This window comes from Brevibacterium sp. SMBL_HHYL_HB1, from assembly GCF_018208375.1.
Classification (GTDB): domain Bacteria; phylum Actinomycetota; class Actinomycetes; order Actinomycetales; family Brevibacteriaceae; genus Brevibacterium; species Brevibacterium intestinavium.
This window is the reverse complement of the sequence record NZ_CP062936.1, coordinates 252938-267868: the sequence shown is the minus strand read 5'-3', so window position 1 is coordinate 267868 and position 14931 is coordinate 252938. Positions and strand designations below refer to the sequence as shown.

General features: G+C 64.7%; 12 protein-coding genes. 6 read left to right on the top strand and 6 right to left on the bottom strand.

Annotated elements, in window-relative coordinates; all coding sequences use genetic code 11:
• Positions 1-72: 72 nt before the first annotated feature.
• Positions 73-912 carry an oxidoreductase gene (locus IG171_RS01240; protein ID WP_212129250.1) on the top strand — a complete coding sequence of 280 codons (840 nt, stop codon included), beginning with the start codon at positions 73-75 and terminating at the stop codon, positions 910-912.
• A 23-nt stretch (positions 913-935) separates the two neighbouring features.
• Positions 936-1661 (top strand): SDR family oxidoreductase, encoded by a 726-nt coding sequence (locus IG171_RS01235; RefSeq protein ID WP_212129249.1) that lies wholly within the window; start codon positions 936-938, stop codon positions 1659-1661.
• Between the two features lie 100 nt (positions 1662-1761).
• On the opposite strand, the gene IG171_RS01230 is transcribed toward IG171_RS01235, so the two are convergent.
• Positions 1762-3219, bottom strand: a complete 1458-nt coding sequence (locus IG171_RS01230) for an MFS transporter (protein ID WP_249203914.1) — start codon at positions 3217-3219, stop codon at positions 1762-1764.
• Between the two features lie 188 nt (positions 3220-3407).
• Between IG171_RS01230 and IG171_RS01225 the strand changes: the two genes are divergently transcribed.
• From IG171_RS01225 to IG171_RS01210, 4 genes are all read left to right on the top strand, one after another.
• On the top strand, positions 3408-4172 hold the full coding sequence (locus tag IG171_RS01225; RefSeq protein WP_212129248.1) for an SDR family oxidoreductase: 765 nt from the start codon (positions 3408-3410) through the stop codon (positions 4170-4172).
• Positions 4173-4203: 31 nt separating this feature from the next.
• A complete protein-coding gene (locus tag IG171_RS01220) occupies positions 4204-5193 on the top strand; it encodes an aldo/keto reductase (RefSeq protein ID WP_212129246.1) in 990 nt (329 codons plus the stop codon).
• A 105-nt stretch (positions 5194-5298) separates the two neighbouring features.
• Positions 5299-6729 (top strand): aldehyde dehydrogenase family protein, encoded by a 1431-nt coding sequence (locus tag IG171_RS01215; protein ID WP_212129244.1) that lies wholly within the window; start codon positions 5299-5301, stop codon positions 6727-6729.
• A gap of 71 nt (positions 6730-6800) precedes the next feature.
• Entirely contained in the window at positions 6801-7898 is a 1098-nt protein-coding gene (locus IG171_RS01210; protein ID WP_212129242.1) for a Zn-dependent alcohol dehydrogenase, read from the top strand.
• 315 nt (positions 7899-8213) lie between these two features.
• On the opposite strand, the gene IG171_RS01205 is transcribed toward IG171_RS01210, so the two are convergent.
• From IG171_RS01205 to IG171_RS01185, 5 genes are all read right to left on the bottom strand, one after another.
• On the bottom strand, positions 8214-9083 hold the full coding sequence (locus tag IG171_RS01205) for an IS3 family transposase (RefSeq protein ID WP_249203913.1): 870 nt from the start codon (positions 9081-9083) through the stop codon (positions 8214-8216).
• Positions 9084-9850: 767 nt separating this feature from the next.
• Positions 9851-10069 (bottom strand): hypothetical protein, encoded by a 219-nt coding sequence (locus IG171_RS18930; RefSeq protein ID WP_249203910.1) that lies wholly within the window; start codon positions 10067-10069, stop codon positions 9851-9853.
• 224 nt (positions 10070-10293) lie between these two features.
• The gene (locus tag IG171_RS01195) at positions 10294-10677 is read right to left on the bottom strand and encodes a transposase (protein WP_212129238.1); all 384 of its coding nucleotides are present in this window, start codon (positions 10675-10677) and stop codon (positions 10294-10296) included.
• Positions 10678-10746: 69 nt separating this feature from the next.
• On the bottom strand, positions 10747-13173 hold the full coding sequence (locus IG171_RS01190) for a bifunctional salicylyl-CoA 5-hydroxylase/oxidoreductase (protein ID WP_212129236.1): 2427 nt from the start codon (positions 13171-13173) through the stop codon (positions 10747-10749).
• 100 nt (positions 13174-13273) lie between these two features.
• A complete protein-coding gene (locus tag IG171_RS01185; protein WP_212129235.1) occupies positions 13274-14926 on the bottom strand; it encodes an AMP-binding protein in 1653 nt (550 codons plus the stop codon).
• Positions 14927-14931 lie beyond the last annotated feature (5 nt).

Sequence of the window (14931 nt, the reverse complement as noted above, 5' to 3'; positions counted from 1 at the left end):
GTGACTCCCTTTTCCGGCCGCCCGAGTCTACGTTGACCGTGGAATCGAAATCGTTCGTGAAGGAGACACGAGATGACCACCTGGCTGATCACTGGAGCCTCGAGCGGACTCGGAGCTGCGCTGGCTCGGGCCGTCGCCGAACGCGGTGACAACGTCGTGGCCACAGCCCGCGATGTCACCAAAGTGCAGGCCCTGGTCGACGAGCACCCGGACACTGCCCTGGCAATGGCTCTGGACGTCACGGACCATGATCAGATCACGCACGTGATCACTGCAGCTCTCGACCGGTTCGGGGCTGTCGACGTCGTGGTCAACAACGCCGGGCACGGGTATCGCGCAGCCGTGGAGGAGGCGATCGACAGCGACGTCGAGGAGCTGTTCGCCACGAACTTCTTCGGCCCCATCGACGTGATCCAGCAGATCCTGCCGCACATGCGCAGCCGCCGCTCGGGAACCATCATCAACGTGTCCTCGATCGGAGCCGTGGTCTCCAATCCCGGCTCCGGACACTACACTGCGACGAAGACCGCACTGGAGGGAGTCTCCGACGCATTGAACCGCGAAGTCTCTCCCTTGGGCATCCGCGTCATGGCTGTCGAGCCCGGCGCCTTTCGCACCGATTTCGCCGGCCGTTCACTCACCCAGTCCGCGACGGCGATCGCCGACTACTCCGAAACTGCCGGCAGACGCAGGAAGGAGAACGACCACTCACACGGCACACAGCCGGGCGATCCGGCCAAGGCGGCGAAGGTCATCATCGACATCGTCGACCGCGATCAGCTGCCGTTCCGGCTGCTCCTCGGCCCGGACGCGGTGCGGGTCGCCCGCGATGAGCTCCACGAACGCCTCGCAGAACTCGAGGCATTCGCTCCAGTCTCGTCGACCACCGACTTCACAGCCAACAGCAACTGAGCAGTTCGAAGGGAACCACCATCATGACTGACACCATCCGCACGGCAGTGATCACCGGCGCGTCGTCGGGAATCGGCGCGGCCACTGCCAAGGCACTCGCCGCCGACGGCTATCGCGTCGCTCTGCTGGCCCGACGCTATGACCGGATCAGCGCCCTCGCTGAGGAATTGGGCAACGGTGCGATCGCCATCGCAGCCGATGTCACCGATCGCGACCAGATCGTCGCCGCCGCCGACCGAGTCCAGGACGAACTCGGAGGGGCAGACGTGCTGGTCAACAATGCCGGGACCATGCTGCTCGGTCCGTTCTCCTCGGAGCGGAGGGAGGACTACCGCGCCATGGTCGAGGCGAATCTCCTCGGCGCGATCACCACGACCGAGGTCTTCCTCGACCAGCTCAAGGCCGGTGGAGGAGACCTGATCAACATCTCGTCCGTCGCCGGTCGCACCGCCCGCGCCACCAACGGTGTCTACGCCGCCACGAAATGGGGCATCAACGGATGGTCGGAATCGCTGCGGCAGGAGCTCCTGCCCGATATCCGCGTCACCCTCATCGAGCCCGGAGTCGTCGACACGCCCCTGCCCACCCACATCACTGATGAGGCCACTCGGGACGCGGTGCAGAAGAGCTACGACGCGGCCACGGTCAAGCCCGAGGAGATCGCTGAGGTGATCGCCTTCGTCCTCGCCCGCCCCCGCCACCTGGCCATCAACGAGGTCCTTCTGCGCCCGGCCGACCAACTCGGCTGACCTGCCCCGTCACGGTCCGGGCTCGGCCACGATGACAGTCCTGAAGGGCTCGCGGGTTCCGAGCTCATCCTCCGGTGGGGCGCGCAGCGAACCTGCCGGCTCACAGGATCCGCTCCCTTCGACGAGCCCGGATCTCACCCGGAAGGATGAAGACGAGAGCGGCGACGACGGAGATCGCAAGCATGACGGTGCCTCCGACGAAGGCATCGACGACTTGGTCTTCGAGGGTGAGGGCACCGGCGGCCGCCGATGTCAGGATGGCCACGCCCAGTGTGCTGCCGAGCTGATGAGCCGTGTTCACCAGTCCCGAGGCCGCCCCTGCGTCCTCGGTGCGGGCACCCGCGATCCCAGCGGCAGTCAGCGGCCCGAAGGCGATCCCCTGTCCGACGCCGAGGAGGAGCAGCGGGCCGGCGGCACCGATGATGAACGGCGCATCGGCATCGATCTGAGTCATCCAGCCCAATCCGACGGTGGTGATGATCAGACCGGCAGACACCAGAGCGGCGTTGCCGAAGCGGGCGGTCAGGCGTGCCACGGTCAGCGAGAAGGCGAACTGGACCAGGCTCATCGGAAGGAAGCCCAGACCGGCCTCGAGCGGTGTCCACCCGTAGACTCCTTGGAAGTATTGGGTGCCGAAGAAGTAGAACGCGATCATCGTGCCCGCGAACAGCAGCCGGGCGACCGCCGCACCGGAGCGCTGGGCACTGGCGAACAGGCGCAGAGGCATGATCGGCTCCTTCACCCGCCATTCGGTGAGAGCGAACAGGGCGAGCACAACGACCCCGGCCAGCATCGGCGCCCAGGCCCGGATGGCCGTCCATCCGCCCTCCCCGACGTTGATGATCCCGTACACCAGCGCGCCCATGCCCACTGTGGAGGTGACGGCCCCGATGATGTCGAAGCGGCCCTTGGCGGAGGCGAATCTCGGCAGCCACAGAATCGCGGCGGCGGCCAGGAGCAGCGCCAATGGCACGCTGATGTAGAACCCGGCCCGCCAGGAGACCCACGAGGCCAGCGCTCCGCCGATGACCATGCCCAAGCTGGCCCCGACGCCCGCGGTCGTGCCGTAGGCGGCAACGGCTCGCGTACGCGCCGGGCCGGCGGGGAAGACCGCGGTGATCAGCGACAGCGACGACGGTGCCACGATCGCGGCGCCGATTCCCTGAAGGGCGCGAGCTGCGATCAGCCACGCCTCGGTCTGTGCCGCTCCGACGAGGAACGACGCGAGGCCGAAGATGATGAGTCCGGTCACGAATACGCGACGACGCCCCAGCAGGTCCCCCATTCGCGCCCCGAGCGGCAGAAGCCCGCCGAAGATCAGGGTGAAGGCGTTCTGCGCCCAGGCCATTCCGCTGGCTGACAGGTTCATCTCGGCCTGGATCTGCGGCAGTCCGGTGAAGATGACCGAGTTGTTGAGCACGATCATGAAGTAGCTGATGAGAATGATCCCGAGGATCATTCGGTGCCGTGGCGGCGACGCCGTCGATGACAGCTGCTGGTCGGCGGCGGACTGCTCCGCTGCGCAGGGGTGTGTGGTTTCGCTCTTCGATCGTCGCATCTGACCAGTTCACGCCTTCGCCGCGAGGCGAAGAAGGAGGCACCATTGCGCGTACTGACAGTACACCCCAGCGGCGAGAAGACGGGTCTAGTCTCGGTTGCAGACCGTCCACACGACGGCTCGATCCCACACGCTCCGGTGAACCGGATCCGGTTCACCGGAGCGTGCAACGAAAGAAGGAGACAGTCTTGTCCGATACCGCTGAAACACCCGAGGTGCTCATCATCGGCGCAACCGGAACCATCGGCCGCCACTGCGTGACTGCGGCCGGGGATGCGGGACTGAGGCCCCGCGCCCTCGTCCGGAACGTCGCCAAGGCCGAAGAGCTGTTCCCCGGCGTCGACCTGGTCCAGGCCGATCTCGAGGACCCGAAGTCCCTGAAGACTGCTCTTGAGGGGGCGAGCCTGATCGTGATGACCCACGGGGCGCCCGGCGAAGCCGATGCCGGTGAGCGCATCGACTACGGCGGCATGCGCAATGTCCTCCAGGCTCTGGGAACCGCGAGACCCCGCGTGGCGCTCATGTCCTCGGTCTACGCCACACGCACCGATGTTCCCGGCGCGAACCCCTGGAAGCGTCGTGCCGAACGACTGCTTCGCGCCAGCGGCCTCGACCACACGATCGTGCGTCCGGGCTGGTTCGACAGGGCCGCCCCCAACGAACGGCGGCTGGTTCTCGAACAGGGTGGCACCCTGGACGGACCGATCGCTCGGTCCCAGATCGCCGAGGTGCTGATCCGCAGTCTCATCACCGACAGTGCCCGCGGCAAGACCTTCGAACTGATCGCCCGTGAGGGTGAGCAGCAGACCGACTGGGACACGCTGTTCTCTCCCCTGAGCAGCGATCGGCCCGGAGATCTCGATGGTGCGCTCGATCCGCAGAATCTGCCGGAGAAGGATGAGCCGCAGGCCATCCGCGACGACCTCGCTGCGGTCCGCCGCGCCGGGAACTGAGCTGACGACCGAGAACCGAAGGAGACAGCACATGGACGAACGCAGACTCGCCGATACCGGTCTGAGTGTTTCGACGATCGGGTTCGGATGCATGGGGCTCAGCCATGGCTACGGCACGCGCGTCGACGACGCCGACGGCATCGAGGTGATCCGGCGGGCCGTCGACCTCGGGGTGACGTTCTTCGACACCGCACAGATCTATGGGCCCTTCGTCAACGAGGAGCTCCTCGGCAGAGCACTCGCCCCGGTCCGCGAGGACGTTGTCATCGCCACGAAGTTCGGCTTCGACTTCGACGGCAACCGGGACTCGGGTCTCAACAGCACGCCCGCCTACATCCGGCAGACCGTGGATGACTCACTGCACCGCCTCGGCGTCGACAGCATCGATCTGCTCTACCAGCACCGGGTCGATCCGGAGGTGCCCATCGAGGATGTCGCCGGTACCGTCAGAGAACTGATCGAAGCCGGGAAGGTCAGTCATTTCGGTCTCTCGGAGGCCGGAGTGGACACAATTCGCCGGGCGCATGCGGTGCAGCCGATCACCGCGCTGCAGAGTGAGTATTCGCTCTGGTGGCGCGAGCCCGAGAAGGAGATCCTGCCGACTCTCGACGAACTCGGCATCGGCCTCGTTCCGTTCAGCCCGCTCGGCAAGGGGCTCCTGACCGGGTCCCTCAACGGTTCGGCCGCGTTCGCCGAAGGCGACATCCGAGCCAGTCTGCCGCGCTACAGCGAGCAATCGCTGCGAGAAGGGCAGCAGGTGGTCGACCTGCTCGCCTCCATTGCCCATCACAAGGGCGCCACACCCGCCCAAGTCGCTCTGGCCTGGCTGCTGGCTCGAGGGCCCCGGATCGTGCCCATTCCCGGCACCACCAAGATCCCCCGCCTCGAGGAGAACACGGCCGCGGCATCCCTCGCACTGACCGCCGATGAACTGGACGGGCTGAACACAGCCTCTTCTCTCATCGACACCTCATCGGTTCCGCGCTATCCCGAAACGATGCAGAAATGGATCGATCGCTGAGACAGGATCGACATCAGAACAGACCGACGGTGCCGAAGCCGTCGAATTGGACCAGGGGCGCCCACCGCCGACGCCTACGAGAGTCAAGCACCTTGAGGAGCATGAATGACCACAGCGGACACGACCACACGATTCACGACCGAGTCTCTGCTGACTGCGATCCAACCGGAATCCGGTGGCCGGGACATCCTGGACCCGGCCACCGGCGAGTTGGTCGGACAAGTCGGACAGCCGGGGCGACCCGAACTCGATGCGGCAGTCGCGACGGCTGTCAGCGCTCAGCGCGATTGGGCTGACCTCGGCGATGCCGAACGACGCCGTCTCCTCAACCGAGCCGCGGACGCTGTCGAAGCCAACGCCGAGGCTCTGGCCGTGCTGCTCTCCCGCGAGCAGGGCAAACCGCTGAACGGCCCGAACGCTCGCTTCGAGGTCGGCGCCTGCGCCAGCTGGCTGCGCGCGACCGCCGACTTCGATCTCGAGCCCGAGACCGTCGTCGATGACGGACAGACGTTTGCGCAGCTGCACTATCGGCCGCTGGGCGTCGTCGGTGCAATCGGACCGTGGAACTGGCCGATGATGATCAGCGTCTGGCAGCTGGCGCCGGCACTGCGCATGGGCAATGCGGTGGTCATGAAGCCGTCCTCGTACACTCCGCTGTCGGTGCTCGCCCTCGCCGAGGTGCTCAACACGGTCCTGCCGACCGGTGTCCTTCAGGTCGTGGCCGGACGCGGCGGTCTGGGCGAAGCGCTGTCGACGCATCCCGACGTCGCCAAGATCATGTTCACGGGTTCGACGCCGACCGGCAAGTCGATCATCAGGTCCTCCGCCGACACGGTCAAACGCATCACGATGGAGCTCGGCGGCAACGATGCGGGGATCGTGCTGCCCGACGCCGATCCGAAGGCGATCGCCGAGGGACTGTTCTGGGGCGCATTCATCAACACGGGTCAGACCTGTGCAGCCCTCAAACGGCTCTACGTCCATGCCGACATCTACGACGCGGTCTGCGAGGCACTCACGGAGTTCGCCGCCTCCGTTCCGATGGGCATCGGGCTCGACGAGACCAATGAGCTCGGTCCCCTGCAGAATGAGGCGCAGTTCGACATCGTCGACGGACTCGTCGAGTCGGCCAAGAACGCCGGTGCCCGCATCCTCCTCGGCGGTGACCCCGACCGGGACGCCACCGGGTACTTCTATCCCACCACCCTGGTGGCCGATATCGATCCGCAGAATCCGCTCGTCGTCGAGGAGCAGTTCGGACCTGCCCTGCCGCTGGTGAAGTACTCCGATGTGGACGAGGCCGTCCGGATGGCCAACAGTCTGGAGACCGGGCTGGGCTCGTCCGTCTGGGGCACCGACCGAAACGCCGCTGCCGCCGTCGCAGCTCGACTCGAAGCCGGCACCACCTGGATCAACAGCCACGGCGGGGTCGATCCTCGCATCCCCTTCGGCGGAGCCAAGCAGTCGGGCTACGGCCTCGAATTCGGAGTCCACGGGCTCAAACAGCTCGCACAGCCCCACGTCATCGTCGGCTGAGACACGGCTTCTTCGACACCCGCCGAATGAAGCACGAGCACACGTCACACACGAAGAGCAAGGAGAAGTCAATGAAGGCAATGGTCGTCCGAGAACTCGGCGGAGGCTGGGTCCCCGAGGACATCGAGATCGCAGATCCCGAGGGCAATGAGGTCCGCGTCGAGCTGAGAGCCTCGGGTCTGTGCGGAAGCGATCTGATGGAGATGCGGGCCGAGGTGAACTATCCGCCACCGGCCGTGCTCGGCCACGAGATCTCGGGCGTCGTCACGGCTCTGGGACCGAATGTCACCCAGTTCGAGGTCGGCGACCACGTCGCAGGCTGCCTGGTCCAGTTCTGCGGCAAGTGCGAGAAGTGCCTGTCCGGCGATGTCGGGCTGTGCCGCAATCCGGCCGAGACCGTGCGCGGCGAGGAGGCGAGCCCTCGGCTCAAGGATGCCGAGGGCAAGGCGCTGACTCAGGGCATGGCGCTCGGCGGATTCGCGCAGGACGCTCTCGTTCACGAGAACATGCTGGTCAAGATTCCAGAGGAGATGCCGTTCGCGCAGGCTGCGATCCTCGGATGCGGGGTCGTGACCGGAACGGGAGCCGTCCTCAATGCCGCCGAGGTCAAACGCGGAGACTCCATTGCAATCATCGGAGCAGGCGGTGTCGGCCTCAACGCGATCAGCGGTGCCGTGATCGCCGGGGCCGCCCAGATCATCGTGTCCGACCTCAACGACGCCACGCTCGAGACCGCCAAGTCGTTCGGAGCCACCCACGTCATCAATTCCTCGCAGACCGATCCCGTCGCCGAGGTCAAGAACCTCACCGACGGCTTCGGCGTCAGTGCGGTGTTCGACTTCGTCGGTGCCACTGCCACCGCACGGCAGGGCTACGACATGCTGGACCGCGGTGATGTGCTCTACCAGATCAGCATGGCCGGTCCGGATGCCGTCATCGAAACGCACAACCTCGCGAACACCTTCGATCGCAAGGGAATTCAGGGCGTCTTCATGGGCTCGGGTGTGCCCAAACGCGATATCCGTGTCCTGTCAGACTTGTACCTGCAGGGTCGCCTCAATCTCGACGATCTTGTCTCGGCGGAGATCTCGCTGAGTGAAGTCAACGAAGGATATGAAAAGCTCAAGGACCCGCAGGTCAACCGAGTAGTCATCACTTCGTTCGACTGATCCGCCGCCTGAGGAGCGAGCTTCCGGCATGGGAATTCGACGTCCCGCATACGGGCAGACTCGGTGTGGTTCCAGCCCGTAACAGGTCGAGATCATCGATGGAATCGGCTCCTGCCAGCATTCCCACGATCAGTGTCCGCCACTTCACCACAGGGTTCTGTGATGCCACGGTCATCGCGGACAGCGACTGGCTCAATCCGGCTTGCTCGGCAAGATCGAGCACTGGTGCCAGACCGGCCGCCGACACGAGGTTAGACTCATCGAAGACGGGTGTACTGCGCTCGTCAAGTTTTTGAGACAATTGAATACTAAATTTTATGCTGCCAGGTAGGTCCGGTCGCCTTCCTGATACTGCGCCCACGCCACTGCTGGGGCACAGAACCCCGCCCGCGCATTGGGGCGCTTCCGGTTGTACCAAACCTCGATGTACTCCATCACCGCAGTCCTGGCCTCCAGCCGCGTGCTGAAGGACTCGTGATGGTAGAACTCGGTCTTCAGATGCGAGAAAAAATTCTCCGCGACCGCGTTATCCCAACACACCCCGACCTTGCCCATCGACTGTGTGACCCCGTTGCCGACACACCACGCCTGAAACCTCGCCGACGTGTACTGTGCACCCCTGTCGGTGTGATATACGACCTGGTCAGAGCACATGTACCCGTGATCACGGGCCATTTCCATGGCATCGATCACCAGGGACGAGCGCATGTGATCGGCCATCGACCACCCGATGACCATGCCCGTGCACAAGTCGAGGACCGTGGCCAGATACAGCCACCCCTCACCCGTACGCAGGTAGGTGATATCCCCGCACAACCGCGTCCCGGGAGCCTGCGAGGAGAAGTCCCGGTTCCCGTCGGCGTCGAGCATGTGATTGACGATATGGGCCGTGTTCGCCTGCGGGTCCTGGACCGTCGTGGTTGTGAACGCCCGTAACCGTTTGGCCTGCAGGCCATGAGCACGCATGATCGCTCCGACTGTGGACTCCGATACCTTCACACCGTCGTCGTTCAGCAGCACCGTCAGTGCCTGCCGCCCGGCCATACCCTTCGTCGCCTTCACTTTGGCCTTGATGACCGCGACCAGCTCTTGATGCCGTGCATCGCGTTGTGTGGGACCCGCCTCCTTGCGCTTCAGCCAACGGTAGAACGATGCGCGGACAACCCCGAGAGCCTTGCACATCATCACGATCGAATAGGTAGCCCTCTCTGCGTCGATGAACTCGTAGAGATCCTCTACTGTCGCTTCGCTGCAAAGAAGGCGCTCCTAGACTCAAACCGTGAGTGCAACACCCCGAAAGAATGGAGGCGCACGTGGTCAAGATCGGACGCCCAGGACTGCCCGAACACGAACGCCGCAGAGTCTGGGATCTGTGGAAGGACGGTAACTCCTTCAGCCATATCGCACGCTGTGTCGGAGTACCACCGGGATCAGTCTTTTCCATTCTCAAGCCCCGCGGCGGCATCTACCACCCAGCCCCACGGCCTGGCCGGGCAGAGTTGAAACTCACCGAACGCGAAGAAATCTCCCGCGGAATCGCAGCCGGTGACTCTCTACGGACCATCGCTATGCGTCTGCGGCGGGCATCATCGACGATCAGCCGAGAGATCCGCCGCAACAAGGGCCATCACGCTTATCGAGCCGTTGATGCCAATGATCGTGCCCAACGACGCCGGGCCCGACCGCAACGGTTGAGGCTACAGAAGAACCCGCCACTGTGTAACTACGTGTCTGCCCGACTTGGACATTGTTGGTCACCAGAACAGATCAGTGGGCGCTTGCGCCGAGACTATCCGGACAATCAGCGAATGCATATCAGCCCAGAGGCGATCTATCGCAGCATCTACCTCAATTCCGTGAAAAAGATCCTGCCTCATCACATTCATCATCACCTGCGCAGACGTCGTCCCATCCGGCATGGCAAGCACTACACCACCCGTGGGCAATGGAGGTCAACGATCAAGAACGCCCGTCCGATCGTCGACCGACCCCAGGAAGCTGACGACCGGTGTGAAAACGGCCATTGGGAAGGAGACCTGATTCTCGGGGCGAACACCACCCAGGTCGCGACTCTCGTCGATCGTGCCACCCGAGTCATCGACCTCGTTGCCACCGATAGTCGCGAGGCTGGCTGCGTCAAAGAACGTCTCATCGCTCGAGTCAACAACCACCGCAGGCACCGAGTGCCGTGGAACACGCTGACATGGGATCGAGGGATGGAGTTAGCCGAGCATGGATCTATTACCGAGCACACGGGAGTCGACGTGTTCTCCGCCGATCCCCGTAGCCCTTGGCAGCGAGGGACGAACGAGAATAGCAACGGGCTGACGCGACAGTACTTACCGAAGAAGACTGACCTCGGGACCTACGAACAGTCAGACCTCGACGCGATCGCTCACGAGCTCAACACTCGCCCGCGTAAATGCTTGGGCTTCCGCACCCCACTCGAAGCACAACACGACGACTCAGCGAGGAAAGACACGGTGTTGCCTTGACGATTTGAATCTAGGCTGACTTTTCCCAGGAACTCGTTCTCCTGCTTCAAACGTGCGTTCTCGGCCACGACTGCCTGATGCTCGGCCCAGGGCACCGAATCCGGCTCCTCGGTGGCGAATTTCTCCGGATGCTCAGCCCGGTACTTCTTGATCCAGTTGCCCAACGTTCCGGCCTTGACACCAACGGACTCCGCGACCTGGACGATCGGTCGATCCGAGGTCAGGAAGAGCTCGACGGCATCATCCTTGAACTTCTGGGTGTACTTCTTCCTACTGGTGGTCACGATTGTGAGTGCTCCTTAGAACCTGTCTCACTAAACCATACGGCCGCAGGCCGCCGCTGCCGGCTCGGGTCACATTTTGACCGCGACCCTCTTCTCCGTCGCAGCACTCGACTCCACCGACGGCTGAGTTCGCGTCGCAGGTATCCACCGCAGGTGCGGATCTTCGACGGACTCGTCCTCACGCAGCAGCGACAGGCGCGGTCGCACGGCGTCGGTGCGCGAGGTCGGCGGCTTCCGGCGGCCGGCCCGGAACTGGTTGAGCCATTCGGCGCCCTCACCCTGGTACTCGAGTTCAGCAGCGGCCTGCAGCGTCCAGTTCGGGTTGTACAGGTGGGTCCTGCCGACCGCGATGAGATCGGCGCGATTGGCCAACAGGATCGAGTTCGCATCGTCGAACGACGAGATCGCACCCACGGCGATGACGGCGACGCCGGCCGGCCCGGCCACGTCCTGCTTGATTCGATCGGCGTACGGGGTCTGGTACGAGCGTCCGTAGGCCGGCTTCTCCTCCGAGGAGACCTGACCGGTCGAGACGTCGATGCCGTCGACACCGTGGTCGACGAAGGCCTGGGAGATGACGACCGCGTCGTCGATGGTGGTCCCGCCCTCGACCCAGTCGGTGGCCGAGATGCGCACCGTGAGAGCCCGGTCCTCGGGCCAGGCCCGCTTCACGGCGTCGAAGACTTCGAGCGGGAACCGCAGCCGGTTCTCGATCGTTCCCCCGTATTCGTCCGTGCGTCGGTTCGCCACCGGTGATAGGAACGTCGAGAGCAGATAGCCGTGCGCGACGTGGAGTTCGAGGACGTCGAACCCGGCTTCGGCGGCGTTGGCCGTCGCCTGCACGTAGTCGGCGATGATCGCCTCCATCCCGGCCCGGTCGAGCTCGGTCGGGACCGCGTTCGCCGGCGCATAGGGCAGCGCCGAGGCGGACACGATGTCCCAGTTGCCCGATTCCAGCGGCTGATCGATGCCCTCCCACATCCTCTTCGTCGAACCCTTGCGACCGGCATGACCGAGCTGCACGCCGATCTTCGCCTTCGTCGTCTCGTGGACGAAATCGGTGATCCGCTTCCATCCGGTCACCTGCTCGGGCGTGAACAGCCCGACGCAGGCCGGAGTGATCCTCCCGGCCCGGGACACGGCGGTCATCTCGGCCATGACGAGCCCGGCCCCGCCCATCGCCTTCGACCCCAGGTGGGCGAGGTGGAAGTCCGTGGGCACACCGTCGTCGCCGGCCGAATACATGTTCATCGGCGACACGATGATCCGATTGGCCAGCTCCACCTCGCCGAGGCGGTAGGGCTGGAACATCGCCGGGGCAGTTTCGGCGAGCCCCTGCGCCGAAGCGAAGTGCTCCTCGACCCGACGGGCGAACTCTGGGTCGCGCAGGCGCAGGTTCTCCTGAGTGATGCGGCGGGAGCGGGTGAGCAGGTTGAAGGCGAACGGCACAGGGTCCTGACCGACGTACATGCCGATGTTCTCGAACCAGTCCAGGGAGGCCTGTGCGGCTCGCTGGGTGGATTCGACGACCGGGCGCCGCTCGGTCTCGTAGGCCTCCAGTGCCGTGGGCAGGTCCTCGTTCTCGAACAGGCAGGCGGCCAGCGCCAGGGCGTCCTCCATGGCCAGCTTGGTGCCCGAGCCGATGGAGAAGTGAGCCGAGTGGGCGGCGTCGCCGAGGAGGACGATGTTGTCGTGGACCCAACTGTCGTTGCGTACGGTGGTGAAGTTGATCCACTTCGAGTTGTTCGTCATCAGCTCGTAGCCGGCCAGTTCCTCGGCGAAGATCTCACGGATCCGGTCGACCGCGTACTCGTCGTTGACGCCGGGGCGGAAGACCTCGTTCTCCGTCCTATCGAACCCGGCCCGACGCCAGACGTCCTCGGTCATCTCGACGATGAAGGTCGATCCCCAGTCGGAGAACGGGTAGCCGTGGACCTGCATGACTCCGTGCTCGGTCTCCTTGATGAAGAACTTGAAGGCTTCGAAGACCTCGCTCGTGCCCAGCCAGATGTACTTGTTGGGGCGCTGGTCGAGAGACGGACCGAAGCTGTCTGCGAAGGTGCTGCGGATGCGGGAGTTGAGTCCGTCGGCGGCCACGACGAGGTCGTAGTCAGCGGAGAGCTCATTCACATCCGGGGCGCGCGTGCTGAAGCGGACGTCGACGCCGACTTCCCGGGTGCGCCGCTGGAGCATCTCAAGCAGCTCCTTGCGGTACATCGCGGCGAATCCCTGACCGCCGACCGTGATCTGCTCACCGCGGTAGTGGATATCGATATCGGCCCAGCGGGCGAAGTGCTGCTCCATGTAGTCGGCAACCACGGGGTCGGCATTGCCGATCCCGCCGAGGGTCTCATCGGAGAACACGACACCGAACCCGAAGGTGTCGGAGGCCGCGTTCTGCTCCCAGACGGTGATGTCGACTTCGGGTCGCAGCTGTTTGACGAGTGCGGAGAAATAGAGGCCTCCCGGCCCGCCTCCGACGACGGCGATCTTCATATCATGTGTCCTTACTGTGTTGTTCTCGGCAGCCGGCGGTCAGCGACCAGTGCCGAACTCGCATGGTTCGCAGCGAATCGTCCCCGCAGGGCTGTCCGGCTCAGACCGCCTCGGGGGTGCGCTGCTGGGTTTCCTGTCTGAGCTGGTCGCGGAGTCTGTAGTGCTGGAGCTTGCCGCTGGGATTCTTCGGCAACTCGTCGACGAAGCGGATCTCACGCGGGTACTTGTACGGTGCGATCTGCGTCTTGACGAAGTCCTGGATCTCCTTGACCTTCGCCGGCCCGGCTTCGACGCCCTCGCGGACGACGATGAAGGCCGTGACCAGCGAGCCTCGGGTTTCATCGGGTTTGGCGACGACGGCGCTTTCGAGCACATCTGGGTGTTCGTTGATCGCGGTCTCGACCTCGGGGGCGCCGATGTTGTAACCCGAGGACACGATCATGTTGTCGCTGCGGGACTGGTAGACGAAGTAGCCGTCCTCGTCGCGGTAGAAGGTGTCGCCGGTGACGTTCCACCCGTTGATGACGTAGTCTCCCTGGCGGATGTCGTTGAGGTAACGGCACCCCAGCGGTCCGCGCACGGCCAGGCGGCCCGGTTCGTTGTCGCCGAGCTCATTGCCGTCCTCATCGAGGATGACGGCCCGGAACCCGGGAACCGGCCGACCCACCGCACCGGGTCTGATGTCGTCTCCGGCCGCGGAGATGAACACGTGGAGCATCTCGGTTCCGCCGATGCCGTCGATGAGTCTGAGACCGGTGGCCTCGTAGACCGCATCGCGGGTCTGCTGCGGCAGGTGCTCACCGGCGGAGACAGCCAGTCGCACATCGGCCAGCAGGTCTGCCCGTCCCTCCTTGACGATCACCCGGTAGGCGGTCGGAGCGGTGTAGAAGACCGTCACACCCGCGGCGGCGGCATATTCGGCCAGAGCGATGGGTGCGGCCTTCTCGACCATGAGCGAGGCGGCACCGAAGTAGAGAGGGAAGACGACGAGAGCGCCGAGGCCGAAGGTGAATGCCAGTGGGGCCGAGCAGGTGCACACGTCATCGGGGCGGATCTTGAGGATGTGGCGCGCGAAGGTGTCGGCAATGATGAGGATGTCGCGGTGGAAGTGCATCGTCACCTTGGGCGCGCCGGTGGTCCCGGAGGTGGGGCAGAGCAGAGCGACGTCGTCGGCGGCTGTGGCGACATCGTCGAAGGTCGTCTGCTTCGTCGCCGTGGTCCGCGTCAGATCCTCGTCCCTCTCACCGCCATAGGCGATGAGGGAGACCCCGTGCGCCCGGGCGGGTGTGACGATGTCGTCGATGAACCGGTGATCGGTGATCGCGACAGTCGGTTTCGTCAGCTCGATGAGCTTGTCGACCTCTGCCTCTCGCAGCAACGGCATCGTCGTCACGACCACCCCTCCGGCCTTGAGCGTCCCGAGCCAGGCCGCGACGAGCCAGGGGTTGTTCGGTGCCCGCAGCAACACCCGGTTGCCCGGGACCAGACCGTGGTCGTCGACGAGCACACGAGCGACCTGATTGGCACGCTCGAGCAGCTGACCGTAGGTCCAGCGCTGCCCTTCGGGGGTCGTCAGGGCGAGCCGGTCGGGCCCCAGGCGGGCAGTGGGCTCGTCGATGAGCGCCGTGGCCGCGTTGAGGCGATCGGGGTAGACGACATCGTCGTTGGTGAATTCCAGGACCGGCCACTGGTCGTCGGGCGGAAGATTGTCACGGGCGAAGGTGTCGAGGTGCCCGGTGGGAGACAGTTCCATGTCTG

What these genes read in the sequence shown, in the direction of transcription:
- IG171_RS01190 (WP_212129236.1), bottom strand. Translation starts at nt 13,173, where the DNA reads ATGAAGATCGCCGTCGTCGGAGGCGGGCCGGGAGGCCTCTATTTCTCC.
- IG171_RS01215 (WP_212129244.1), top strand. Translation starts at nt 5,299, where the DNA reads ATGACCACAGCGGACACGACCACACGATTCACGACCGAGTCTCTGCTG.
- IG171_RS01240 (WP_212129250.1), top strand. Translation starts at nt 73, where the DNA reads ATGACCACCTGGCTGATCACTGGAGCCTCGAGCGGACTCGGAGCTGCG.
- IG171_RS01205 (WP_249203913.1), bottom strand. Translation starts at nt 9,083, where the DNA reads ATGATGTGCAAGGCTCTCGGGGTTGTCCGCGCATCGTTCTACCGTTGG.
- IG171_RS01230 (WP_249203914.1), bottom strand. Translation starts at nt 3,219, where the DNA reads ATGCGACGATCGAAGAGCGAAACCACACACCCCTGCGCAGCGGAGCAG.
- IG171_RS01210 (WP_212129242.1), top strand. Translation starts at nt 6,801, where the DNA reads ATGAAGGCAATGGTCGTCCGAGAACTCGGCGGAGGCTGGGTCCCCGAG.
- IG171_RS01235 (WP_212129249.1), top strand. Translation starts at nt 936, where the DNA reads ATGACTGACACCATCCGCACGGCAGTGATCACCGGCGCGTCGTCGGGA.
- IG171_RS01185 (WP_212129235.1), bottom strand. Translation starts at nt 14,926, where the DNA reads ATGGAACTGTCTCCCACCGGGCACCTCGACACCTTCGCCCGTGACAAT.
- IG171_RS01220 (WP_212129246.1), top strand. Translation starts at nt 4,204, where the DNA reads ATGGACGAACGCAGACTCGCCGATACCGGTCTGAGTGTTTCGACGATC.